This window comes from Lysinibacillus sp. GW821-FHT14F06 (assembly GCF_058803665.1).
Map to the genome: position 1 here is coordinate 110,922 of NZ_JBXAPF010000011.1, position 26,099 is coordinate 137,020.

Here is a 26,099-nt window from a genome sequence, read left to right on the forward strand (position 1 = left end):
GTGTCATTAATCAATCCTATTCGAAACAGCCTTGCCCTGCCCATATGCAGTAAGTGCTTTCACATTCAGCATGAACATAGCCATTCTCGTCTCAAGTGATGCACTACCGATATGTGGAAGTGCCACAACATTTGGTAGCGTCAATAACGGATGATCCATTGCAATAGGCTCATGCTCAAAAACATCTAACCCCGCTGCCCATAGCTTACCGTTTTTCAGCGTATGATAGAGTGCATCTTCATCAATGATGCCGCCGCGTGATGCATTGATTAACACTGCGTCATCCTTCATTAGGGCAAGCTCCTCTGCTCCGATAAGGCCGACAGTATCACTATTGTATGGCGTCATAATGACAACAAAATCCGATTGCTTTAAAAGCTCCTCTAATGAAGCATACTTAAATCCGTACATTTCCTCCGCTTCATGCCGACGTCTTCGATTATTATATAAAATTTTCATATCAAAGCCTTTTGCACGTCTTGCTACGACCTGCCCAATTCGGCCCATTCCAATTATTCCAATAGTAGCTCCAGACACATCTTTTCCTACTAATTGCATTGGATACCAGCTTTTCCATTTACCCTCACGTAAATATCGTTCGCTTTCTGGAATTCTCCTTGCAGTTGCAAGCAATAAGCCGAATACTAAATCTGCAGTGGTATTTGTTAAGACTCCAGGCGTATTTGTTGCCATTATGCCTCTTTTGCGTAAAGCTTTAACATCAATATTATTAAAGCCAACAGCTAAATTTGTCACTAATTTAAGATTGGGTGCGTGCGATAACAATTCTTCATCTACTTGATCTGCAATAGTTACCCATAGTACCTCGCAATTGGTAACAGCCGCCAACAATTTATCCCGTGGTATAACCTCCTCTTCCTCCTTCCATTGTTCGATTTCATAATACTCTTGCAATGGCTCCACTATATGCGTAGGGAACTTACGTGTAATAAATAATTTCTTTTTCATACTCCGAACACCCCTCTTTTTATTTCCCCAATTCGCCTATAGCGTAACACTTAGTACAAGCATTTTCTAGGGAATTCTTATCTTCGTTAATTTGCTATCGCCTTCTTTCTTCCTAACTATTATGTTCATCCGTCTATAAATGGTTCCATCCTTCTAAAAAGTAGTTTTATCGAATCCAAAACAATAAAAAACTATGCAAGATTTCATGCATAGTTTTAAAAATCTCTAATTGTTGTATCTAATCTATTGGCCACCTTTTCCAATTCCCCAGAAGATTCGCCAATCGTTTCGATAATAGCAGCTAATTCTGTAATCTGCTGTCCAACATTTTGGAAATTAGTGATAGAGCCCTCTACTGAGCCAGATATCGCATCAAATGCTTTTAAAGATTCTGCATTTTGTTCCATACTATTATTCACTAGCTCTTGAATCTCTTGTATTGCATGGACAACCTGATTTGTTATCCCATTAGACATTTTTATTAAATCAGCAATTTGCTCCACTGAATGTTTGGTTTGATCTGCAAGCTTTCGTACCTCATTTGCTACAACAGCAAAACCTTTCCCATGCTCACCAGCACGCGCAGCCTCAATCGCTGAATTCAATGCAAGTAAATTTGTTTGACCAGAAATGCTTTTAACGATTTCAACAACATCATTAATTTTAGAGGAAGATTTATCTAATTCCCCTACCATTCCTGCCATATCAACTGTCTTATGATGTATTTTTCCAGTTTGCTCGTTCATCAAAACTATTTTGGAATAACCTACATTGGATATTTTTTGCATTGTTTTTGCTTCATTAATACTGTCCTTTAAATACTCATTAACTTCCTTGGCACTAAAAATAAGTTCCGTAACAGTCTCATTCGTACTATGGGATTGAGTCTCTAATCGCGTTGAGATACCACCTATAATTTCCTTAACATGTGTACGTACACTATTTCGGTGCTCTTCCATCAATGTATTCGCATAATTATCATATTCCTCTAAAACAATCTGCTGCTCTAAATTACAAATTTTACTGATGGCTTCACAAAACTTTTCTTCATCGTCCTTCGATAGCTGAAGCTGATAAACTATTTTTCTTAATGATTTTTCAAGATTTTGAAAGGCAGCTAAATACCATTTAGGATATAGATTAATCTTCACATGCATTTTTGCCACTCTTCTTCTCTTTTCCACAAAGGCTTCATCTATACGTCCTTCAAACATTTCTATAATATGATGGCGTAATGTTTGGCGTAAACGCTCGCTGGAGCTATGCTTTTGAATTACCTCAAGCAAGGAAGGTACACCTTCTACCGCTTGATAAAACGCTGCCACTACCTCTACGACATTGCGTTCGATATAAGGCTTTAAACTCCTTATCAACCGTAAATCCTGTCTAGTCAGATTTATAAGATTTATTTGTAACAAACGTTCCTGATCTTGAATAATAACCCCTATACTTGATTCATCACAAATTTCAATTGTATTTTTCTTAGGCCTATTTCCAATACGAAACATTCTCTCCACCTCATGCATATGTTCTTGGCCATACTATACCTATCCTACTAACCATTATCTAAAAGTAACAAGTATCCAGTTTGTATCTGCATCTATTATAAGGTCTAATCCATAAAAGTTACAATATATAGGTAAATTCCGTCTGTTTTCGAGTTAATTTCCTATCAATTTTTAGAATATTAAGGTCTTTTTTACTGTCTATAAGTCATTTTTTTTGGTTTTACCCTAAATTTTGTACGTTTGAACGGTTAAATCTACAAAAAAAGTCACTCGTCTTTTTAAAAGAAGAGTGACTATCTAATTTACATAAAGATAATAATGGCTAATACGGCTGCTAATACTAAACGATAAATAGCAAATGGCATCAATTTCACTTTAGAAATGAGCGCTAAAAAGAATTTAATAGAAAGTAATGCAAAGACAAATGAACTAATAAAGCCTACTACATAGAAGCCCAAATAATCCATGGATAACGTATCCCAGTTTTTCAATACAGAGACTAGACTAGCTCCTGCCATAATGGGTACAGCCATAATAAAAGTAAAATCAGCAGCTACACGGTGACTCATACCAAATAGTACACCACCAGAAATTGTTGCACCAGAACGGGAAAACCCTGGCCACAGTGATAAACATTGTACTAAGCCTACTTTAAATGCTAAACCGTAGGAGATTTTATCTAGCGAATCCACTTTTGGTCTTTTTGGAGCAAGCTTATCTGCGGCTATCATTAAAAGAGCCCCAGCCACTAATGCATAAATAACATGCTCTACTTTAAATAAATGATCATCAATAAAATCTTTAAAGGCAAAACCTAACACAACTGCTGGTAACATCCCTACAATTACATGCAATAAATTGAAGTGACCTTTCACAGATGTTGATTGCCCATCAATTTTATAAAGTCCAACTAGGTTTAGCATTCGTTTCCACATTACTACAACAACGGCTAATATAGATCCTAATTGTACAACAATTTTAAACGTATTGGCGGGATACATCCCTAGAAATTCCTCTGTCTTTAACCACATATCGTCTACTATAATCATATGACCTGTCGACGAAACTGGCGCAAACTCTGTCATGCCCTCTACAAAACCTAAAATAAGTGCCTTTAATAACTCTATGATTTCCACGTTGTCACCTTACCTTTTTTTGAATATAACTGATTATCTATGGTTAGAAGAAGATCTAAGATTATCAACTTACCTAAAATAGCTATTACTATAGGTTATTGTAAACGTATATCCACTACCCATAGTTCTGAACGGCTGCCTATCCTCATTGGAGGACCCCAAAAGCCAAAACCTGATGAAACAAGTGTATGCATTTGCTCCTTCATCTTATAACCGTAATCGAGCTCAAATACACGAGAGGTTATATACTGATTAGGCCAAAGCTGTCCTTTATGTGTATGTCCTGACATATGAAAGTCTACACCCAAATCTGCAGGTGTGTTTAAATCATTTGGTGTATGATTCATCACAAACCATGGCAGATCATCTGTTAACTTCAAGGCATCAAGTTGCTTTCTTTCCTTGTTCGTCAGATCCTCTTGACCAGTTACTATTAACGTATTATCAATCCGAATAGTTTCATCTCTTAAAATTTTCACATGGGCTTTCTCCATCTCTTCAACAAACTCAGGGATTTTCTTACCATAATACTCATGGTTGCCCAGTACGCCATACACGCCATATGTAGCAGTTAGCTGTTTCATCACATCTGCCATTCCCTCATTTACAAACCATTTAGGATCATCATCTACAATATCTCCAACTAAAAAAACGATATCTGGCTTTGCCTCATTCGAAAATGTAACAAAGCGCTCTAAATGTCTTTTATGTGAAAGAACACCTAAATGAAAATCCGATGCCACAACAACTCTCAAAGTATCTAGCTCACTAGTTTTTTTATCCATCGTGAACTCTAAATGACGGACTACAGGAGAATACGCTAAATAGGAGCCAACAATACTTAGTCCAAACAACACAGCAATTGCTATACTACCAATTATTTGCACATTTTTAAAGGGGCTTAACCAAATTACTACATGTGCTGTTAAACAAATTAATAATCCGTATTCAAAAATAAACATCCAGTAATTCCCTATTACTGAGAATATTTTCAAAGACCCGTGCAGTCTTCCAATAACAATGCTAAATGCAGCAACAAACAGTACTAACCAATAGAGTATAGGGTAACGAAACCATCCCAGTGAGACAAGCCACTGCCTTAATCCCCACCCTATGTAAAATGTTAATGCGCTATAAATACTTAATAGAAGAATTCCACCGATTACTTTTGGCATATTCTAGTCCTCTACTTTCATTTATTCTTAACTGATTATAGCATTATCTTTACCATTCATATTTTAATAAGTACTTAGAATCAATTAAGCCCCAGCGTAATTGTGTTCGGATTTTTTCGAGTTCACTCGAAAAAATCCTCTTCAAATCCGTGACATCCGCCGAGGCTTTATCTCGATTCAGCAGGGGTTTGTACATCCGCTGAATCAAGATAAACTACTAAGGAAAGTGAGTGCCCTATTGCCAATTAAATTGTACCCTGCCACTTTCTATTTTTTCTCACGTTTTACATGACAATTTTCTGGGATTAGTGACATTTTCGTCATCTTTCATGAATTACTCAAAATAATATAGCTCTTTTATTTTCACAATTTTTCCAGTATTATAACAACAAAGAAGGTAAATTTACGCATTTACTAGCTAAAAGGGGTGTTATTCAAATGACAAGGTATAAATTTGAATCAGCTGAGCATGAGTTATTCCGTAAAACTATACGAAAGTTTTTAGCCGAGGAAGCCGAGCCACACTATGAGCAATGGGAAAAGGATCACCTCATACCACTCAATTTTTGGCATAAGCTTGGAGAAATGGGCTATCTATGTCCACAGGTAGAAGAACAATTTGGCGGTCTTGGATTAGATTTTAGCTTTGGTGTCATCATTCAAGAGGAACTAGAGAGAATAGGCTCCAGTCTTATTGGCATTGGCCTGCATAATGATATTGTTGTGCCCTATATTGAAGCATATGGCACACAAGAGCAAAAAGCACGTTGGCTGCCTAAATGTGTTACAGGCGACTATATTACTGCCATTGCAATGACAGAACCAGGAGCTGGGTCCGACTTGGCAAATATTCAAACCACAGCTATTCGTGACGGTGATCATTATGTCGTTAATGGACAAAAAACTTTTATCACAAATGGTATTCATACAAATTTAGCAGTTGTTGCGGTGAAAACAAATCCTCAGGCTGAAAAAAAACATCACGGTATAAGCCTTCTAGTCATCGAGGATGGCACAGCAGGTTTCATAAAAGGGCGTAAACTTGATAAGGTTGGGATGCACGCACAGGATACAGCTGAGCTATATTTCGAGGACTGTCGTGTGCCTATAGAAAACCTTCTTGGTGAAGAAGGAAAAGGCTTTATCTATATGATGGAAAAGCTACAGCAGGAACGTTTAGCAGTAGCTATTGCCGCACAGACGGCTGCTGAGGATATGTTAGCCTTGACAATTGATTATGTAAAATCAAGAGAAGCTTTTGGAAAATCCATTGGTAATTTTCAAAATACTCAATTTAAGATAGCTGAAATGGCCACAAAAATTGAGCTTGGTAAATCCTTTTTACAATCCTTAATTGAAGAGCATATTGCAGGAAATGATGTTGTCACAAAAGTATCCATGGCTAAATACTGGATCACGGAAAATGCACGTGAGCTTGCTATCCAATGTATGCAATTACATGGAGGCTATGGTTATATGGAAGAATATAAAATTGCTCGAAGATACCGAGATATCCCTGTTATGTCCATCTATGCAGGAACCAATGAAGTCATGAAAGTAATTATAGCTAAAAACTTAGGCTTATAAAAAAACAGCGGCAAACTATTTGCCGCTGTTTTATCTAAACTGCTGGAATGCGGACAATCACTTTAAATAAATCTCCATCCACATCTATACTCATTCGAGCACCGTGAAGATCAACGATGGATTGAGCGATTGCTAATCCCAGCCCTGAGCCCTCTGTATGTCTTGAAGCATCTGCCCGTTTAAAACGTTCAAATAATTCCTCAGCATCCTCACTAATTTCATATTTAGCTACATTTTTCACCGAAAATTCAGCATCACCATCTGCTGTACGTTTCAATGTTACATAAACCCGTGTACCTTCTAATGCATATTTTAATACATTGACAATTAAATTATCAACTAGCCTCCACCATTTTTGCCCATCAACATAAGCATATATTGGTTCATTAGGTTTGGTCATTCTTAAATCTAAATGAGCCTGTACTAAATCCTCCTCATGTTCCCCTACTGCTTGCTGTATTAACTGGGTTAAATCTACTCTACTTCGGTGAAGCTCGATATTGCCACTTGCCATTTTCGAAACCTCAAATAAATCCTCAATCAGCACTTTCAAACGCTCTGATTTTTTATCTAGTATATGAATGTATTGTTTACGCTCTTCCTCTGTAATGTCAGGATTTTTTAGTAAATCAGTATAGGTAATTATTGATGTCAGTGGTGTACGCAAATCATGACTAACATTCGTAATAAGCTCTGTTTTTAAACGCTCACTTTTTGCCTGCTCATGCATAGAAGTACGAACACCTTCTCTTAAATGATTAAGATTTTCTGCATGTTCCTTAAGTGGCGATTTGCCTATTACCTTGACATCACGGTTTAAGCGCCCTTCTGCCATATCCTTCGTATCCTTCATAATTCGGTTTAAATAGCCCATTCTAGATAAAAAGACAATAGCAGACGGAAAACCTATAATTGCACAAATACCCAAAACTAGTACAGGGAATCCGCCACCTCTTAACATGGAAGCTACAAGGCTGCCACCGCCGAAAAAGGCTGCACCAATCATGACAAAAGAATGTAGTGCAATGGATCGATTGATAAATAAATCAGTCATCGAATCCCCTAATGCCCATAAATAGCTGGACTTTAAATTTCCCTCTAGTTTCTTGGCCGTATTCAATCGATCATATAACCATATCAGCTGAACATAGAACAAAATACCAACAATAAATAGTGCTCCAACTTTAAATAAAAAACTTAGTACATAGCTTACATAATTATTTTGATAGTAGTATTCGATGGATTCAAAGGCAATTTGTGATGCCGCCCAATATATACAGCCAGATATAAACAAAATTATTAACTGAAAATCAATTTTCATCCTAGCAAGGGCTTCTTTTTCCTTGATACCCTGTACCACCTGAAGTACTTCTTTGCGACCTTTCCATGCAAAAACAGCCGCTACAATACCTGTTATCCAAATAAAGAAGAAAATATATTGATTACGTGTAAACTGCTCATAGCCATCCATAATACTTGCTAATTGAGCTGATTTTTTAGAAATCGAAATAATGCCCGTGTAGTCAGCAGTTTCTCTTAAAGGCTCTGTTTCAACATTGGTATCCGTTCGATAAAAAATATGACTTAAATTATCACTAATGTTCCAAGTAGTTAATGGACGTTGCGACGTGTATCTTATTTTATAGGTACTACTTTCAGAAACATCACCTGAACGATATGTTTTACCTGTCTCGGTGTTCGTTAATTCATAGGACCAATAATTATAGTTTTTCGCAAAACTTTTTGCTTCGTCTTTTGCGGCCTTTATATATTGATCAATAACTTCTTCTTTTTGAGCAAGGATTTTTTTTCGGACATGCTCATCATCCTCAAAATTAGTTGTAATATCTTTTATCTTTTCATCTCGTTCTTTTTCAAGCTTAGTTTTTAAATCTGTTGCATTCACATTGGCAGCTTCCTGAATGCGATCTTCATATTGAGCCTTTATGCTATCGATCTGTTCTCCCAAAGTTCCAAAATAATTACGGTGATCTTCAATTTCATTTTGATTAACCTCTATTTTACTTTTTAAATCCTCAGCAGTTGGTAAATTTAATACGAATGGTCCTAACTGAGATTGAAAATTATCAATTTCATGCTGAAAATTTTCAGATTGAAAATAAGATTTCCCAATATATTGATACCCTACCCTAGTGAATGTAAATATACTGAAAATAGCCCAAATTAAGCACAAAAGTGCAAGAAGAGATTTCCATTTTTTCACCACGCTGAACACTCTCCCCTCTAAAAAATTCTTTCAAGTAATTGTAGTACCTCAGAAGAGCGAGCATTTACCATTTGATAGGCATAGATACCGAAATAAATTAACCCAATAACTCCTGCTACGAAACCAAGTATTGTTATATATTGTTCGATTTTATTTTTCCATTTTATAGCCAACGCCCCATACCACCTTTAGATAGCGTGGATTTTTCGGATCTGCTTCAATTTTTTCACGTATTTTTCGAATATGAACAGCCACAATATTCTCAGCATTATAGGCTTCTTCATTCCAAACACGCTCATAAATTTCCCGAATTGAAAACACACGCCCTGCATTTTTCATTAATAACTCAGTTATTTTGTATTCAATTGGTGTTAATCGAACTGGTTCACCTTCTAGAACTACTTCTTTAGCATCTTCATCTAATAGCAGTCCATCAATTTCTATTTTTGTTGTACCTTCATTGTACGTCCCAAGTTGTACATAACGACGAAGCTGTGATTTTACACGTGCCAGCAGCTCTAATGGATGAAAAGGCTTGGTTACATAGTCATCTGCACCAACAGATAATCCATGAATTTTATCGCCATCCTCTGCCTTAGCACTAAGCATAATAATTGGAATATTGCGCTCTTCTCTAATTTTAAACGTCGCAGTTATACCATCCATATTGGGCATCATAATATCTAAAATAATTAAATGTACTTCATTGTTTTTTAGTTTTTCAAGTGCTTCTAAACCGTCAGCAGCTTTTATCACATTATAGCCTTCATTTTTTAAATAGATTTCAATACCATCACGAATATCTTGATCATCGTCTGTTACAAGAACTGTTAGTTTCGTCATGATATACACCTCGCTCTCAATTAATAGTGTACCGTTCAAATCTTAAAAACCACTTATTATAAAAATGAAGAATTTCTTAAGCTTTTAATGAATAACCCTCCGCCAATTGCAGAACGAATCGTTACATGCCAATTAATAAAGCAGCTAGAAGGACAAAAATGGAAATATCAGATAATGCTCCTCTCTCATCGAGAACACTATCACTACCTTTAATAATACAGATTTATCCAAAATCAAACAATTACCATTTTTAAATTACCTAAGTGATGATTATGCTTTTCTTAGAAAAGGACGTTATAATAAAAGTGGTCATTTATGCTCTAGCGTAATTACGTTCGGATTTTTCCGAGCTCGCTCAAAAAGCTCCTCTTCAAAAACCGTGATATTCACTGCTTTATCTTGATTCAGCAGGCATTTGTACGCTCGCTGAAAAAACCGCATTCATCTCTCCACTTTTAGGGGGGAGAAGCATTCTATACTTGCCGCTACGCTTTCGCACAGTAAAGAATTGCTGAATCAAGATAAAAGGAGAGAAAAATATGTATAAAACAGTTGAAGAAACAGCGATAGATCTTGGCATGTCTGAAGACCAAATTCTACGATTAGTCTATGAAGGACGCATTCGATCTGTATATGATGGAGACCAAATCTTAATTAATAGCGGACAGTTTAATACGTACTTTGATCAGTTAGAACGCATTAAAGAAGAAATAGAAATTTGGCGTAATACTCCAATACCTGAGGATATCGATGTGAAGGACGAGGATTAACAAATTAATGTAGATCGTTCAACAAAAAACGCAAAGTTATCAAGTAGCAATCCTTGTAACTTTGCGTTTTACTATATCAATTATGCCTCGGCATAATTGCGTCTGGAATAGTCTTTGTGCTTAGGCCTGCGTGATGCAGATCAGTTAGCCGTTATCGAATGGATGCGATGATTTTAGGCTAACATCCATTATTAACTCCTTTTCGATTCCGTGACATCCGCCGGAGACTTAACTTCTTTCAGCGGGTGTTTGGACACCCGCTGAAAAGTAGCTAAAATTCGCATTCATCTCACCATCTATACAGGTGGGAGATTTTTGATGAAAGAAGTTAAATACTCACAACAAACCCAGCACGTTTACCAATAATTTCAGCATAATCCTCAACCATAACACTGGCTGTAGGATACATGCCTGCACCAGGTCCTACAAGCGTCAAAGTGCCGATATAGTTCGTATCTAAGGCAACAGCATTATTTACATCATCTACTGGATACAGCGGGTGTTCTGCGTCTACTAATAAAGGTTCTACTTTGGCTATAATCTTACCATCTGCTAGTCTTTCTACCTCTGCAACATGACGATAGCGCAGACCCTTTGCAGTTGCTTCCTTTACCTGTTCAGCAGAAATGCTGTCAATGCCAATCACTTCTACTTCTGCCCAATCCGGCTGCTCACCAAATGCCAATGCACTTAACACCATTAATTTCTTAAACGAATCTTGACCTGAAATATCGTTATATGGGTCTGCCTCTGCGTACCCTAAATTTTGTGCTTCTTTTAGCGCCGTCTCAAACGACCATCCTTCTGCACGCATTTTCGTTAATATATAGTTACATGTCCCATTTAGAATGCCTTGAATACGACTTACGTCATTGACAAGTAAAATATTTTTCATTGTTTTAATGACAGGTACTCCGCCCGCAGTTGTCGCCTCATAACCTACAAAAACACCATTCACTTTCGCAAGATCTTGTAACTCTAAGCCTCTCTTAGCGAACATTACCTTATTAGCAGTAATGACATGACATTTATGTTCAACTGCGCGCTTTAAATATGTAAAAGCTGGCTCCTCATTCACGATTGCCTCAAAAACAACCTGCATGCCCGGTTCCGCTAATACATCATCCATACTAGTTGTCATCAAATGTGCTGTGCCAGGTACACGTTCACGACTAGCATCTGTCACTAAGATTTTTGCTACTTCTAACTCAATGCCTAATTTATTTTTAAGCTCTTCTCGCTTTTCGTTTAATATATGGTAAATCCCCTGACCTACCGTCCCAAATCCTAAGATCGCTGCCTTTATAGTTGCCATTCCTGTTATTCCCTCCAACTTACATTCCGCAGTTTCATTATATTTAAGCATTAGCTTCATCCGTACTAATTTTGAAATGTGCGTACACCAGTAAAGTAACTTTGATAAATATGACTTTTTGGTATTTCACCCTCATCTAGAATAAATTTGGCTCATGTAGATAAACCGACGTACAAATTCAAATAATTCAAAATTTAACTTAAAGAAAATTGTAACGCAAATACATACATTGCACAAGAAAAATCTTTCTAGGACGGACATTTGTTTTCCCTAGACGTGCAAAAGAAATCGGTTTCATTCCCTTTATTATACGTTTTTTAAGATGTTCTATAATCTATGAACAAATATTGACGATTTTTTATCTTCATTCAGTAGGAGACTACTACCTCTACAGATGGTGAGATGAATGCGGTTTAGGTTCCTTTTCAGTGGGTTTCCAAACACTTACTGAATGAAGATAAAGCCTCCGGCGAATGTCACGGATTTTTAGAAGGAATGAATTGTGCAGGCACAATTCAAAATCCTGACGCATTGTTTATCTGTGCGAAAGCGAAGCGACAGCAACAATTACGCCAAGGCGAAATTGATAAAAGGATTGTCTTTCTTCTATTATATATGTATGTTACAACATCTATAAAAATTGTTCTTTTGATAGATAGCCATAAAATTATTTACAAAAATAGCTTACTCCCTTTTTCTGTTCAATTAAAAAGCTCATTCCCTGTAGCAGCAGAGAATGAGCTCAAATATATGAGGGAGAATTAACTAGCTTTTATTAACAACTGATAACGAGATTGTTTAATAGCTTGCTGAACAAGTCCTATTTCATCTTGTGTAAAATTTGGTATAGCATACGTACGTTCAACTAGTTGAAATGTACCGTATTTTAAATAAAACTCTGTCGCAGGTAGATGAATATGACTCATTCCATATTCTTCATATGCCTCAAAAACTTCTTTTACTGTATAGCCTTCCTCTTTTGCATAAACATTTTCCTCAAAAGCAGAATGTCCAAAAGTTTGTTGCCACTTACTTTCAACTGATGCCAGTATGTTTTGAATGGACATGTTGTTCACAAACACATGACCTTCATTTAGTTCGTAAATAAGATAAGATGCAATGTTTTGTGCACTATAAACATTTCCCATTTAAAACACTCCTTTATCATCAGTTTTTTAGTGAGAGTAGCTGCTGGCTTGGCAGCTACTCATATATATTTCAAAAGTGGGGGAGCACTTATGAAAACGAATGGAATCATAGTATCATTTGGAGCACCTAACCGATCAAAAAGTCAGTGCTGGAAATTGGTTCTAGGTTGGTAGCCTTTCGAACGCTTAACTTATTTCCTAGTATACAACATGGTTTTATCTAAGTCAATAATACTTATAAAATTACTAGGTATTATTTATAAAAAATTTCAGATAATTTATCAAATGAGATAAGTGCTTGATGTAGCAACGTTTTACGCATTACCAAATGAGGCTTATCGAATGAGAAAATACGTAAACGCCACAACATTAGCCGATATTTTATGCTTCAACCTTTTGTTGTGAAGCTGTTACTTGCTCAATAGCTTGTTCTAAATCTGCAATAATATCCTCTACTGCCTCTAAACCGATTGATAAGCGAATGAGCGACTCGGTTACGCCAGTTTGAATTAGCTCTTCTGCTGATAGTTGCTGATGTGTAGTAGAAGCTGGATGAATTATTAATGATTTAGCATCCCCTACATTAGCTACGTGGGAGAATAATTTCACACTATCGATTAATTTACGCCCTGCTTCACGTCCACCTTTAATGCCAAATGTAAGCACAGAACCGAAGCCATTTCTTAAATATTTTTTAGCTAAATCATGTGTAGGAAAATCTTCTAAGCCATTATAATTTACATATTCCACAGATGGGTGGTTTCGTAAATATTCAGCTACTGCTAAAGCATTTTCGTTATGTTTAGGGATACGCAAATGAAGCGTTTCTAAACCTTGTAATAAATTAAATGCTGCATCAGCACTTAATGTTGGTCCGAAGTCACGTAGTAATTGTACACGCAGTTTTGTAGCAAATGCAGCTGCTGCTGTGTCTATACCATATCTGATACCATGATAGGAAGCATCTGGCTCAGTGAATCCTGGGAAACGACCACGAGTCCAATCAAATTTCCCTGCATCAACGACAACGCCACCTAAAGTTGTTCCATGTCCACCAATCCATTTTGTTGCGGAGTGAACAACGATATCGGCACCGAAGTCAATTGGTGTAGAGCCATATGGTGAAGCAAATGTACTATCAATAATTAATGGTAAGCCGCTTTCATGTGCAATATTAGCCACTGCTTCAATGTCCAGTACTTTTAAACTTGGGTTACCGTAAATTTCAGCGAATACTGCTTTTGTTTTATCAGTGATTGCTGCTTTGAAGTTCTCAGGATTTGTTTCATCTACAAAAATTGTTTTAATACCATAGTTTGGTAGTGTGTTAGCAAATAAGTTATAAGTACCACCATATAAAGAGCTAGCTGCAACAATTTCATCCCCTGCACCTGCAAGATTTAATATTGAAAATGCTATTGCTGCTGCACCAGATGAAAGTGCTACTGCTGCAGTACCGCCTTCTAATAAAGCGACACGCTTTTCAAATACATCTACAGTTGGGTTCGTAATACGCGTGTAAATATTACCAGCTTCCTCTAAGGCAAAAAGACGTTGCGCATGGGCAGTGTCTTTAAACACAAAAGCTGTTGAGCGATATACGGGTACGGTACGAGATCCTGTTACTGGGTCTGGCTCTTGGCCACCATGTAACAGCAATGTTTCTGGTTTAAAATTTGTCATTATATACCTCCAAGTGGTTATTTTTTTACGATGGTACCGGAGATGAGGAGGATTTTTTCAGTAGAAAAACAAAAACCCCCTTCAGCTAAGAAGAGGGTTGCGGTTGCAAGTTTTCCTCCCCTTATCTGCCAGATCCAAGTAAGAATCTGTAGGAATTAGCACCTTAGCAAGTATGTCACTTACTGGTTGCCGGGCATCATAGGGCCTATCCCTCCGCCGCTCTTGATAAGAGTATTGAGATTCAATTTCCATCGTTGTTACACAGTATAAACATAGACTTTTTTTCTGTCAATACTAAAATTTTATTTTTTCCGAAACTTCAGTCTGCTTCTTTACGTAATATGAACGCATACACTATTTTAATATTTATTTAGAAAGGAGGATTTTCATGATCAAAACCATCATTCTATTTATTATTGTTGGTTATTTTATCGGCTGTCTTCATGGCTCTAAAGTGGCTCAGTTTTTATCCGGTGTAGATTTAAAAAAGACTGGTCATGGGAATGCAGGTGCATCCAATGCAACCCTTTCCCTAGGATGGAAATATGGGGTATTAGTAGCGATTATCGATATTGGTAAAGGTGTATTAGCGATTATCGGCGCACATTTCTATCTAGCAGATGCAACACATTACACAGAGGTACAGGTTTGGCTCTTCATCTATCTCATAGCAGCAGGTGTCATTCTAGGTCATAATTTTCCATTTCATATGGGCTTTAATGGCGGTAAAGGTACAGCCTCCATCATAGGAATCTTGCTTGCTGTTGATTGGAAAATTGGTTTATTTGCACTTATTTTATTTGTCATTTTATCTTTTGCAACAAACTATTTAATCGTTGGCGTTTTAGAGTTTTATCTTGTTTTTTGTACAGCAACTTTTTTATGGATTCCTGGGATAGGTCCAACGATCATTGCTTTGCTACTTTTTGGAATAGCTATCATTTTGCATATAGAAAATATTAAACGATTAGTCAAAGGAACAGAGCCTAAAGTAACTTCAGCTTTTAAGAAAAAGAAATAATAATTTTTTGGATGTTTTTGTCTTTTCTATGACCATATATTTTCTCTTTATTTACTATTAATGCTGTAAAAAAAGAGTATTTCACATATTAATTTTTTCTCCAGTAAATAGACAAATTATTTTCTTAATAAAACATTTTACTGACCGATGTTATAGACAATAATCGTCATATTTATTGTAGAAAGGATGAGAAAATATGTCTACACTTCAACAAGAAGCAGCAAAACGTAATTTGAAGCCACTTTGGATTGGTTTAGCCTTTGCTTCATTAATCATCATTATTTTTTTACCTAATAGCGGCGATTTACCTGTTGCGGGTCAACGGGCTTTAGCCATCTTAGCTTTCGCAGTCATCCTTTGGGTAACGGAAGCAGTTTCATATCCTGTCAGCTCTGCCATGATTATCGCACTCGTAACTGTTTTACTAGGACTTGCTCCGTCAATAGACGATCCAACAACAGAATTAGGAACAGCAGGTGCCTTAAAACTAGCTTTAAGTGGATTTAGTAATTCTGCAGTCGCCCTAGTAGCCGCAGCTCTATTTTTAGCAGCAGCGATGCAAATTACCAACTTACATAAACGACTTGCCCTATGGATACTTTCGCTTGTAGGGACTAAAACAAAAGCAATCGTTTTTGGGGCCATTTTAGTATCTATAGCACTCGCATTTTTTGTTCCTTCTGCTACAGCTCGTGCCGGAGCAGTGGTCCCAATACTACTTGGAATGGTCGCTGCATTTGGTTTGCCTCGTGATAGCCGACTCGCTGCCTTACTTGTCATTACCTCAGTACAGGCCGTCTCCATTTGGAATATTGGGATTAAGACAGCAGCCGCTCAAAATATGGTCGCTTTAAATTTTATTCAAGAACAATTTAATGTGGATATTTCTTGGGGTACCTGGTTACTCTACGCAGCCCCCTTCTCGATTATCATGTCTATAGCTTTATTTTTCATTATGATTTCTCTGATTAAGCCTGAAACTAATAACATAGAAGGCGGTAAAGAGGTAATCAAAAAGCAGCTTGCAGAACTAGGCCCATTAAAAGCTCCAGAAATTCGTTTAATCATTACGTCAATGATTTTACTATTTTTCTGGGCAACTGAGGGCAAGCTACACCCATTCGACACAACAACAGTCACAATTATTGCCATCGCTATTCTATTAATGCCCAAAATTGGTGTTTATACTTGGAAGGAAGTTGAGCCTCATATTCCTTGGGGGACAATTATCGTCTTTGCGGTAGGTATTATGCTAGGCACAGTTTTATTGAATACGAAAGGTGCATCATGGTTATCTGACAAGGTGTTTGGTTCACTTGGTCTAGATACTATGCCGATACTAGCAACAATCGCATTGGTTACACTATTTAATATTCTTATTCACTTAGGTTTTGCCAGTGCGACAAGCTTAGCATCTGCGCTTGTACCTGTGTTTATCGTTTTGGCCTCCACATTAACTACTAATGTTGATCAGGTCGGTTTCGTCATCGTGCAGCAATTTGTAATTAGCTTTGGATTCCTGTTACCGATAAGCGCACCACAAAATATGCTTGCTTATGGTACAGGTGCTTTTACAACAAAGGATTTCTTGAAATCTGGTATTCCATTAACCATTATTGGTTTCATCCTAGTGCTTCTGTTCTCCATGACTTACTGGAAATGGATTGGATTATTGTAAATAGAGTCATTAAGTACTCTTTAATGAGTATCTGGGCAAGTCTTTGGGAAGCCTGAGCTTTTCTTTGGGCAACTCGATCAGTTCTACGGGTGACCCGAGCTTTTCTTTGAGCAACCCGATCAGTTCTATGGGTGACCCGAGCTTTTCTTTGAGCAACCCGATCAGTTCTTCGGGTGACCCGAGCTTTTCTTTGAGTAACCCGATCAGTCCTTCGGGTGACCCGAGCTTTTCTTTGAGCAACCCGACCAGTTTTTCGGGTGACCCGAGCTTTCTTTGGTCAAACCGATCAGTTCTTCGGGTGATCTGAGCTTTTCTTTGAGCAATACAATCAGTTCCCTGAGCAACCCGAGCTTTTCTTTTGGATACTATTATTAACACGAAAGTCTTGAAGGATAAATTAGCTATCCTTCAAGACTTTTGTTATACTATTCTATTATTTTTTTGATAATGCTGCGTCCTTCATAGTGCCGCTTTTTGCATAATTAATATGCCATGAAAGCGCTTTCTCTAAGTCGTGCGGCGTATGATGTCCACCTGTTGCTTCATTAGCATCGTTAAAATACTTCCATAATTGCTCACGATACTCAGGATGTGCACAATTATCGATAATTAACGCAACTCTTTCTTTCGGAGCCAGTCCTCGCAAGTCCGCTACCCCCTGCTCTGTCACGATTACGTCTACATCGTGCTCTGTATGATCCACATGTGATACCATTGGAACAATACTTGAGATATTACCACCTTTTGCGTAAGACTTTGTGACGAAAATACCCAATCGTGCGTTACGTGCAAAGTCTCCAGAACCACCAATACCATTCATCATTTTTGTGCCAGAAACATGCGTTGAATTCACATTTCCGTAAATATCAACTTCCAGCGCTGTATTTACAGAAATCAACCCGAGTCGGCGAATAATTTCTGGCTGATTCGAAATTTCCTGTGGGCGTAATACTAATTTATCTGCATATTTATCAAAATTACCATAAACCCGGTTTCCAACTTCCTCTGACAGGGTAATAGAAGTAGCAGATGCAAAACTTACTTTACCAGCATCAATTAATTCGAATACTGCATCCTGCAGCACTTCTGAGTAGACCTCTAAATTTTCAAACTCAGACTCTTTGAAGCCTAATAATACAGCATTTGCTACGGACCCTACTCCTGACTGAATTGGTCGTAAACTCGTTGTTAAACGTCCCACTTTAATTTCATCACGTAGGAAGCTTAATAAATGATTGGCCATAATATCTGTTTCTTCATCAGCCGGAACAATTGTTGATGGCGCATCTAAAATATCAGAAATCACAATACCCTTTACTTTCTCTAAATCTAGCGGAATACCTGTTGTGCCAAGTCTATCTGAAGCCTTTTGTAATAGAATTGGGTCACGTTTTCCTTGTGGTCCTGGAACAAAGATATCATGCACTCCCTCTAATGCATCAAGCTGAGCCACATTCAGCTCAATAATTACTTGATTGGCCTCTTGTACAAAAATCGGAGAATTACCAACTGAAGTTGTAGGAATTAGTAAGCCATCTTCTGTAATAGCAGCCGCTTCAATAATCGCAAAATCAATAGGACCTATAATGCTCTGTCGTACTAATTCTGCATTGTGTGACAGATGCGCATCGACAAATGTAATATCACCACTGTTGATTTTATTTCGAATTCCCGCATCTGCCTGGAAAGGTCCACGTTTACGAATAACGCCAGCCTCGGCTAAGTACTGGTCAACTTCAGGACCTAGTGATGCACCTGTATATACATCTACCTGAAAGCTCTCTTTTTTAGCTTTTTCAACAAGTGCAAGCGGCACTACTTTAACATCACCAGCACGTGTAAATCCACTCATCCCAAGTACCATACCATCCTTAATCCAAGATGCTGCTTCTTCTGCTGTGACAACCTTGCTTCTCAGCTGTTCATTACGAAGCTTTTTCGCTAACTTTTCTTCCATTCCTTATTCCTCCATCCCACTTTTTTTGTTCAACTGAATTACTTGGTAGGTATCCCGTTGCGTAATTCCGAATATTAGAAGTTATACCAAATAAACCGTCGCATACACAATTTTATACTATTTAGAATATTTAATCTACATACGAGAAAATATTATATTTTTCGAGAAATTTTATACATTTATTAATTATTTAAAAATAGTTTAAGCGTCTAATACATTCGATTTTGTAGAAAAAGCGTGATATGCTCTTCATATATATAAGGGAAAAAGGAGAATATTAAATGGTTAAAGATTTATTGCGTAACCACTCTTCGGTTCGAATTTATGATGGTAATCCAATTTCGAAGGAAATTATCGAGGAGTTAATTGCTACTGCGCAAATGGCTGCTACCTCTCATTTTGTACAAGCTTATAGTGTTATTTTGGTAACAGATGAGGAAAAAAAGGAACAACTAGGCTTGCTCTCTGGTAACCCTCGTCAATACGAAACCTCTGGTGCTGCATTTGTCTTTTGTGTAGATTTTAAACGTCTACAAATAGCTGGTAAACTAGAAGGCGTAGAAATTGTAGCAGATACAGCCGAAAACGTGCTTGTTGGGGTTGCAGATGTATCATTATTTGCTCAAAACTTTGTTATTGCTGCAGAGTCAATGGGATACGGTATTTGCTATATTGGCGGTGTTCGTAACAAACCTGCGGAAATTAGCGAATTATTGGATTTACCTGACCATGTTTTCCCACTCTTTGGCTTAACGATTGGGGTTCCCGCTCGCCGTAATGAAGTAAAACCTCGGCTACCAGTTGCTGCAATCCTACATGAAAATGAATACAATGCACAACAGTACGAGGAGCTTTTACCAAGTTACAATGAAACAATGGAAGCCTATTATAATAGTCGTTCTTCCAATAGAAAAATTGACAACTGGACAAAACAAATGGCTGATTTTTTAATGGAACAACGCCGTCCACATATTAATGAATTCTTAGCTAAAAAAGGTTTCAATTGGAAATAGTTTCAATTCAGATTTTATAGGTGGGGTTACTATCGTATGATACTAACTCCACTTTTTTATATGTAGAATAGCTCGTCATATTGCAATTAGTATATTCGTCTCTATTATTATGTTAAATTAAGGTACAAATTAAACGAAAAGACTCTTTCCTTTTCCAACAATTCCATTCATATTTATAGATGATGACTTTATGTGGAAAGGAGTTCTGTTCAAATGTCCCATGTCAATAAACATCTTGCTCGTACTTTAGAACAACAACATAAGCGAAGTGTTAGAGGTTTGTTTTTAAAAATTCAAGACTTAAATAATAAATGTATGTTATTAAGAAAGAGGCTGGAGCCTCATATAGATATGACCGTTTATCAGAGTGCTATCGATTATGTAAATGAATTCGTTTCCCATACAACTATCTTCAATTTGAAATTTATTACCAATACACAAAACTTAGAAGTATTAGTATTACATACACTTTTGTTGTCATATGTATTAGAAAATGAAGATCCCTGCTCTTTTGAATATGAACAGAAGATACTTCATGAATATATTCAGGAAATTTTCGACTTAAACGAGCATGCAAAAACACTTTTTATTAATCATCAAGAAAAGATGCTTTACTATATTCAATCCCAAACAACATAAAAAGACGATCTGCGCAATTTATTTGCAACTAGATCGTCTTTTTTTAGCATATTTTCTATTGTAGACCTTTAATTATAAGAGTACGTACAGGGAGGAACTGCTCACCTGTATCCCCGTAAGTAAGAATGACTTCATCGCCTTCTTGTAAATAAATTGAAAGTGGTTCCGTTTCTGCACTCACTAAGTAATTTTCCCCATTACTTAATAAAAATGATACAACGGTAAAGTCGCCTAGACGCTCTTTATATACGCGTAATACTTTCCCACTAGCATTTTTTTCAGTTGCATTCGAACTGCCATCAACCGTATTTCCTCCTCGGCTCAAGGCTGTTTTATACAGTTTTAGTGCCTCTTTAGGGGTTGTTGCAAAAACCGAAATTTCAGGATTTGCTGCTGAAACAATGAAATAGTTTTGTAAAAAACCATTTGAATCAAGCACCGCAGTTAACCAACTAGCTTCCCCGTAAAAGTTATATAATACAGGCATTTCACCAGACCATTTCTTCTCAATAAATTTCTTCTCAATAATTTGCAAATTCCCTTGTGAATCCATATAAGATGAATCCAAATTTCCAGTATAGTAAGTCGCTTGACCTGTACGTGCATTTGTTAAAGAATAACCGAGCATCGAATCGACACCCTCTTTAGGACTCGTAAAATCTGTGAAATAATACATATCGCCTTTTTCATCAAAAATTGGGCTGACATTCGATTCTGTTCCCTCATCTGAAGGAAGTTTTACATCCTTTTTCCCAAATTTACTGTTCCAAAATCCATGAACATAATTACCAAAGTAGCTGTTTTGTAAGCTTACAGTCTCAGGTGAAACCGCGCCATCAATAAATTCTGGAACATCCTCCAACTTCACAACTTCGGATTTTCCTGTTAACGCATCCACTAATACAATCCCTTTTACATCAAAGCCATTACGTGCTGAAACAAATTCACCATAGGAACGAATGTAATACGGCTTACCTTCATCATCTACTTCAAGTTGTACATCTCCATAGAAAATAAGGAAAGGATGCTGTAAGCGAATATGACGCTCTAAATTAGAATTCAAGTAAGCTGAAGGAACATACTTCATTGCTTGCTCCACGAATTTTGGATTATCTGCTGAATCTGTCGCACTCATCATAAAATAACCTGGTGTAGAGCCACCGTTCATCCATTTAAAAAAGCCTGAAAATTCAACGGGTGCAATATACACATACTCACCATTTACTTTTTGAATTTGTAAGCGCCCTAATTCATAATAGCTCGTATTCGGTACTTGACCAAACGCTTTTTTCATCTTATTACGTGCAAATTTAGGAGGTACACTAGCTGGTGTTTGTGTTTCATCAAACGGCTTTATCTCGACCTCTTCCTTCATTTCTGCTGATGTAAATTTGTTGTTGGCATTCCATAAAGGAGCTGATAATACATATATGGCAACCCCTAAACTTGCTAAAAATAACACACCTTTTATTTTTCTTTCAATACCACTTGCAAGGAACGCCCCGCCTAATGTTAATAGAATAACAGCTGGCCAAAATGCAAGCCAGTTTACATCCATTTTTGTGACATATACTGTGATGCCAGTAGCTAGAAATCCTAGTACAAAGACACCTATAAAAAAGTATCCAATTACCTTTTTAGATTTTCCATCTTCTCGCTTCTTCGTTATAAGCGGTGTTAATAATATACTCGCAATTAGTGCAATGACTGCTGAAGCTATTAATAGCTTGGTCATTTTGCTCACCCTTTCTTAGCTAACTGTCTACTTATTTACGACTGCATTCGTAAAAAGTTTCATACATTACATGAGGATCAATCTTTCTTGATTAATGATTTTTATCAAATTAGAAGACTTCATAAAGGAAATTTTAACATAGATAAAGAATTTCAATGAAAAGGAGATGAAATATTTGTTTAAAAAATTTTTAATTTCTGTCATCGTTGTGTTTGGTTTTTATTATATTTTTTTCTATTCCCATATAGAAGAAAATATAAAGCTTATCTTTAAAGTTATCCCTATGCTATTAATCATTATTTTAGCTGCTTCTCAAAAAGGCATAAAGAAGTACCAGTTGCTGATTGTTGTTGGTCTTATTTTTTGTATGGTGGGTGATTATACATTACAGTGGTTTCTCGTTGGATTAACAAGTTTTTTAATCGGTCATATTTTTTATATCTTTGCCTTTTCGTCTACTAATGAGCGACAGGTACCATCATGGGCAAAAATAATTTTACTTGTTTATGGGGCAAGTATGGCTATGTGGATTGCTGGAACGGTACTTTCTTCTGGAGATGTCGTCCTAGGTATTGCAGTCATCGCGTATATATCCATTATCTTAATGATGGGTTGGACTGCGATTCGTACAGGCTCCACTTTCGCAATAATTGGGGCGCTGTTATTTATCGCATCGGATTCCTATTTAGCCATTAATAAATTTGTAATGCCCCTATCCTTTTCACATGAGATTATTATGCTGACCTATTACAGCGCTCAATTACTCATAGCTTTAAGCATCCTTCAATATTCCGAAATCCGAAGTAAAGTGTTACAATAATATCCACCGGAGGCTTTGGGCCAACAGATGTTTTTTGCATGAAAGCGTAGTGCTAACGTAGCGTCATTAGCATGATGTTGGTCACTCAGTTGTGTGTTGTTGTTGTTGTTGCTGTCGCTTCGCTTTCGCACAGATAAAACCGTGTTGCTGTCGCTTCGCTTTCGCACAGATAAACCGTGTTGCTGTCGCTTTGCACAGGACATGGCATACTTAGACTGAGTTCCTCTATTTCAGCAGGTGTATGGACACCTGCTAAAATAAGTTAAACATACACATTAGGAGGCCATACTTTATGAAAGAACAAGTAATCGAGCGATTAATCCGTTATGCAAAAATTGATACACAATCTGACTTTACAAGTGAAACAACTCCTTCTACACAAAAGCAATTTGATTTATTGCACATTTTAAAAGATGAACTAGCTGCAATAGGTTTAACGGATGTTACATTAGATGAAAATGGTTATTTATTTGCAACACTAGAGGCGAATACAGATAAAAAAGTACCTACTATCGGCTTTTTAGCACATGTTGATACAGCTACTGATTATACTGGTACAAATGTCAATCCACAGCGCATAGATAATTATGATGGCAGAAATATTCAGCTAAATGAAAATTTAGTGATGTCACCAACGGATTTTCCGGAGCTTAAAAATTATGTAGGGCAAACGTTAATCACAACAGATGGCACTACATTATTAGGTGCAGACGATAAAGCAGGTATTGCAGAAATTATGACGGCGATGGAATACCTAAAAAACAATCCGTCTATTAAACATGGTAAATTACGTGTAGCATTTACACCAGACGAAGAAATTGGACGTGGTCCTCATAAATTTGATGTAGCTGCTTTTGGAGCCGACTATGCTTATACGTTGGATGGCGGACCACTTGGCGAGTTACAATATGAAAGCTTTAATGCTGCTGGTGTAAAGATTGTGACAAAGGGTACAAGTGTACACCCTGGTTCTGCAAAAAATAAAATGGTAAATGCCATCACAATGGCTATAGCCTTCCAAAATGAAATGCCTGCTGATGCAGTACCAGAAAAAACAGATGGCTATGAGGGCTTTATTCACTTAATGGGCTTCAAGGGAGCTATCGAGCATACAGAGCTTTCCTATATTGTACGCGACCACGATCGTCAAAAGTTTGAGGAGAAGAAGCAACTTATGCTTGATGCGGCTGCCAAAATTAAAGCTCAATTTGGTGAGGATGCATTAACTATTACTATCGAAGATCAATACTATAATATGGGTGAAAAAATTGAACCTGTAAAAGAAATTGTTGACATAGCACGTGCAGCAATGGAAAAATTAGATATTACACCAATTACATTACCGATTCGTGGAGGTACGGATGGCTCACAGCTGTCTTACATGGGCTTACCAACACCAAATATTTTTGCAGGCGGAGAAAATATGCATGGTAAATATGAATATGTATCTGCTGAAACAATGGAAAAGGCGACACAGGTTATTATTGAGATTGTTCAGCTATTTGAACAGCAAGGAAAATAAGATATAATTTTAATTACGAAGAAGGGCTTTCTCCTTTCTTCGTAATTTTTTCAGAATCAATTTCGCCTTGACGTAATTGCGTCCGGAGGCTTTATCTTCGACACCCACTGAAAAGGAACCAAAACCGCATTCATCTCACCACATGGAGAGATGGGAGTCTTCTGCCTGAATGAAGATAAATAACTGAATTTTCGAATTACATATTAACATTTCACTTACGAATTATTAACTCAAATTGAGGTGACTTCTATGAAAGAAATTGCATTAGGTATTTTGGCTTCACTATTTTTTGCTGTTACATTCATCTTAAATCATGCAATGGAGATGCAAGGTGGTAGCTGGTTATGGAGCGCATCTCTTCGTTATTTCTTCATGCTTCCATTTTTACTCGTAATTGTCTTCTACAGAAAGGGCTTTCCCCAACTATCTGGCGAAATGAAAGCACAGCCTATCGCATGGCTGCTATGGAGCTTTGTTGGGTTCGTATTATTTTATGCGCCTCTCACATTCGCAGCAGCCTTTGGACCAGGCTGGCTCGTTTCAGGAACATGGCAGTTTACAATAGTTGCTGGTGTATTACTAGCTCCCCTCTTTGTTTCGATCGTAGCAGGAAAAACAGTGCGTCAAAAAATACCGCTTATTTCATTACTGATTTCAAGTGTTATTTTAGCTGGTATATTGCTTATTCAAGTACCACAGGCACAATCTGTTCCAATGAAAAGCTTAATACTTGGCATCATGCCTGTCGTAGTTGCATCGTTTGCATACCCTCTTGGTAATCGCAAAATGATGGAAATCTGCGGAGGACGTATTGATACATTTCAGCGAGTTCTAGGTATGACCATCGCCTCTATGCCAGCATGGATTATTATGGCCGTTTATGCCCTAGCAACAGTTGGGCTTCCTTCCATAAACCAAATGCTTCAATCTTTGCTTGTCGGTATCAGCTCAGGTGTTATTGCCACAATCTTATTTTTCATTGCGACCGATCGAGTGAGAGACCATCAAGGTAAACTTGCTGCAGTTGAAGCAACACAATCGACTGAAATTCTTTTTGTTATTATTGGTGAAGTATTATTACTCGGTATCGCCTTCCCGGATCCAATTGCTTTAGCTGGTCTAGGCGTCATTATTGTAGGTATGCTCTTACACAGCTACTACACGATGATACTTGGGAAAAAAAGTGCTGTCCAACAATCTACCTCTCATAACAGCCCTACTCTGTAATATTAAAGTCAAATGTACATCATTAAATTTACTTTAGTGATGTACACACAGTGTTGAAAAATTAAATAGTCAAGGGACTCTTTGTGAATATTTAGTCAAAATGAAGGTGATTTCCGTTCCAGGCTA

General features: G+C 37.2%; 22 protein-coding genes and 1 riboswitch. Of the genes, 10 read left to right on the plus strand and 12 right to left on the minus strand.

All coding sequences use genetic code 11. From position 1 onward, the window contains the following. Positions 1-6: 6 nt before the first annotated feature. The 4 genes from AC1RNS_RS12255 to AC1RNS_RS12270 form a co-directional block, all read right to left on the minus strand. Entirely contained in the window at positions 7-969 is a 963-nt protein-coding gene (locus AC1RNS_RS12255; protein WP_492992956.1) for a 2-hydroxyacid dehydrogenase, read from the minus strand. Between the two features lie 215 nt (positions 970-1,184). Beyond that, positions 1,185-2,477 (minus strand): protoglobin domain-containing protein, encoded by a 1,293-nt coding sequence (locus AC1RNS_RS12260; protein ID WP_492992957.1) that lies wholly within the window; start codon positions 2,475-2,477, stop codon positions 1,185-1,187. 302 nt (positions 2,478-2,779) lie between these two features. Continuing rightward, positions 2,780-3,613: an undecaprenyl-diphosphate phosphatase gene (locus AC1RNS_RS12265; protein ID WP_492992958.1), complete on the minus strand. Its 834-nt coding sequence runs from the start codon at positions 3,611-3,613 to the stop codon at positions 2,780-2,782. 95 nt (positions 3,614-3,708) lie between these two features. Continuing rightward, the gene (locus AC1RNS_RS12270) at positions 3,709-4,788 is read right to left on the minus strand and encodes a metallophosphoesterase (RefSeq protein ID WP_492992960.1); all 1,080 of its coding nucleotides are present in this window, start codon (positions 4,786-4,788) and stop codon (positions 3,709-3,711) included. 438 nt (positions 4,789-5,226) lie between these two features. On the opposite strand from AC1RNS_RS12270, the gene AC1RNS_RS12275 reads away from it, so the two are divergent. Beyond that, positions 5,227-6,375 carry an acyl-CoA dehydrogenase family protein gene (locus AC1RNS_RS12275; RefSeq protein WP_492992962.1) on the plus strand — a complete coding sequence of 383 codons (1,149 nt, stop codon included), beginning with the start codon at positions 5,227-5,229 and terminating at the stop codon, positions 6,373-6,375. A gap of 34 nt (positions 6,376-6,409) precedes the next feature. Here AC1RNS_RS12275 and AC1RNS_RS12280 read toward each other — a convergent pair whose 3' ends face one another. From AC1RNS_RS12280 to AC1RNS_RS12290, 3 genes are read right to left on the minus strand one after another with little or no spacing between them, the layout of a single operon-like run. Then, positions 6,410-8,602 carry a histidine kinase dimerization/phospho-acceptor domain-containing protein gene (locus AC1RNS_RS12280; RefSeq protein WP_492992963.1) on the minus strand — a complete coding sequence of 731 codons (2,193 nt, stop codon included), beginning with the start codon at positions 8,600-8,602 and terminating at the stop codon, positions 6,410-6,412. Positions 8,603-8,619: 17 nt separating this feature from the next. Beyond that, positions 8,620-8,775, minus strand: coding sequence for a hypothetical protein (locus AC1RNS_RS12285; RefSeq protein WP_492992964.1), 156 nt, complete (start codon positions 8,773-8,775; stop codon positions 8,620-8,622). Then, positions 8,753-9,445 (minus strand): response regulator transcription factor, encoded by a 693-nt coding sequence (locus tag AC1RNS_RS12290; RefSeq protein WP_492992965.1) that lies wholly within the window; start codon positions 9,443-9,445, stop codon positions 8,753-8,755. The genes AC1RNS_RS12285 and AC1RNS_RS12290 overlap by 23 nt, the downstream gene beginning before the upstream one ends. Positions 9,446-9,984: 539 nt before the next feature. Between AC1RNS_RS12290 and AC1RNS_RS12295 the strand changes: the two genes are divergently transcribed. After that, positions 9,985-10,215: a MerR family transcriptional regulator gene (locus AC1RNS_RS12295; RefSeq protein WP_283870584.1), complete on the plus strand. Its 231-nt coding sequence runs from the start codon at positions 9,985-9,987 to the stop codon at positions 10,213-10,215. A 328-nt stretch (positions 10,216-10,543) separates the two neighbouring features. On the opposite strand, the gene AC1RNS_RS12300 is transcribed toward AC1RNS_RS12295, so the two are convergent. Continuing rightward, positions 10,544-11,530: a homoserine dehydrogenase gene (locus tag AC1RNS_RS12300; protein WP_492992966.1), complete on the minus strand. Its 987-nt coding sequence runs from the start codon at positions 11,528-11,530 to the stop codon at positions 10,544-10,546. Between the two features lie 495 nt (positions 11,531-12,025). On the opposite strand from AC1RNS_RS12300, the gene AC1RNS_RS12305 reads away from it, so the two are divergent. After that, entirely contained in the window at positions 12,026-12,295 is a 270-nt protein-coding gene (locus tag AC1RNS_RS12305; protein ID WP_492992968.1) for a hypothetical protein, read from the plus strand. Here the strand turns inward: AC1RNS_RS12305 and AC1RNS_RS12310 are convergent. Next, positions 12,292-12,678 (minus strand): hypothetical protein, encoded by a 387-nt coding sequence (locus AC1RNS_RS12310; RefSeq protein WP_492992969.1) that lies wholly within the window; start codon positions 12,676-12,678, stop codon positions 12,292-12,294. The genes AC1RNS_RS12305 and AC1RNS_RS12310 overlap by 4 nt on opposite strands. Positions 12,679-13,059: 381 nt before the next feature. Continuing rightward, positions 13,060-14,361 (minus strand): O-acetylhomoserine aminocarboxypropyltransferase/cysteine synthase family protein, encoded by a 1,302-nt coding sequence (locus AC1RNS_RS12315; protein WP_492992971.1) that lies wholly within the window; start codon positions 14,359-14,361, stop codon positions 13,060-13,062. Positions 14,362-14,479: 118 nt separating this feature from the next. Next, positions 14,480-14,593: riboswitch (SAM riboswitch) on the minus strand. A gap of 156 nt (positions 14,594-14,749) precedes the next feature. Between AC1RNS_RS12315 and AC1RNS_RS12320 the strand changes: the two genes are divergently transcribed. Next, on the plus strand, positions 14,750-15,382 hold the full coding sequence (locus AC1RNS_RS12320; RefSeq protein WP_492992973.1) for a glycerol-3-phosphate acyltransferase: 633 nt from the start codon (positions 14,750-14,752) through the stop codon (positions 15,380-15,382). 196 nt (positions 15,383-15,578) lie between these two features. After that, positions 15,579-17,060 (plus strand): DASS family sodium-coupled anion symporter, encoded by a 1,482-nt coding sequence (locus AC1RNS_RS12325; protein ID WP_492992974.1) that lies wholly within the window; start codon positions 15,579-15,581, stop codon positions 17,058-17,060. Between the two features lie 433 nt (positions 17,061-17,493). Here AC1RNS_RS12325 and scpC read toward each other — a convergent pair whose 3' ends face one another. Beyond that, positions 17,494-19,017, minus strand: a complete 1,524-nt coding sequence (gene scpC / locus AC1RNS_RS12330; RefSeq protein ID WP_492992975.1) for a succinyl-CoA:acetate CoA-transferase ScpC — start codon at positions 19,015-19,017, stop codon at positions 17,494-17,496. A gap of 281 nt (positions 19,018-19,298) precedes the next feature. Here scpC and chrR point away from each other — a divergent pair, with 281 nt between their 5' ends. Together chrR and AC1RNS_RS12340 are read left to right on the plus strand one after the other, a co-directional pair. After that, positions 19,299-20,030, plus strand: coding sequence for a class II chromate reductase ChrR (gene chrR, locus AC1RNS_RS12335; protein ID WP_492992976.1), 732 nt, complete (start codon positions 19,299-19,301; stop codon positions 20,028-20,030). 213 nt (positions 20,031-20,243) lie between these two features. Beyond that, a complete protein-coding gene (locus AC1RNS_RS12340; protein WP_492992977.1) occupies positions 20,244-20,669 on the plus strand; it encodes a hypothetical protein in 426 nt (141 codons plus the stop codon). Positions 20,670-20,724: 55 nt separating this feature from the next. Here AC1RNS_RS12340 and AC1RNS_RS12345 read toward each other — a convergent pair whose 3' ends face one another. Continuing rightward, complete coding sequence (locus AC1RNS_RS12345; protein ID WP_492992979.1) at positions 20,725-22,404, minus strand: hypothetical protein; 1,680 nt, start codon at positions 22,402-22,404, stop codon at positions 20,725-20,727. Between the two features lie 166 nt (positions 22,405-22,570). Here AC1RNS_RS12345 and AC1RNS_RS12350 point away from each other — a divergent pair, with 166 nt between their 5' ends. The 3 genes from AC1RNS_RS12350 to AC1RNS_RS12360 all read left to right on the plus strand — a co-directional run bounded on the left by AC1RNS_RS12350 (position 22,571) and on the right by AC1RNS_RS12360 (position 25,973). Continuing rightward, entirely contained in the window at positions 22,571-23,224 is a 654-nt protein-coding gene (locus tag AC1RNS_RS12350; RefSeq protein WP_492992981.1) for a lysoplasmalogenase, read from the plus strand. Between the two features lie 292 nt (positions 23,225-23,516). Further along, positions 23,517-24,746 carry a peptidase T gene (gene pepT, locus AC1RNS_RS12355; RefSeq protein ID WP_492992983.1) on the plus strand — a complete coding sequence of 410 codons (1,230 nt, stop codon included), beginning with the start codon at positions 23,517-23,519 and terminating at the stop codon, positions 24,744-24,746. 249 nt (positions 24,747-24,995) lie between these two features. After that, a complete protein-coding gene (locus AC1RNS_RS12360; protein WP_492992985.1) occupies positions 24,996-25,973 on the plus strand; it encodes a DMT family transporter in 978 nt (325 codons plus the stop codon). The last annotated feature ends 126 nt before the right edge of the window (positions 25,974-26,099 follow it).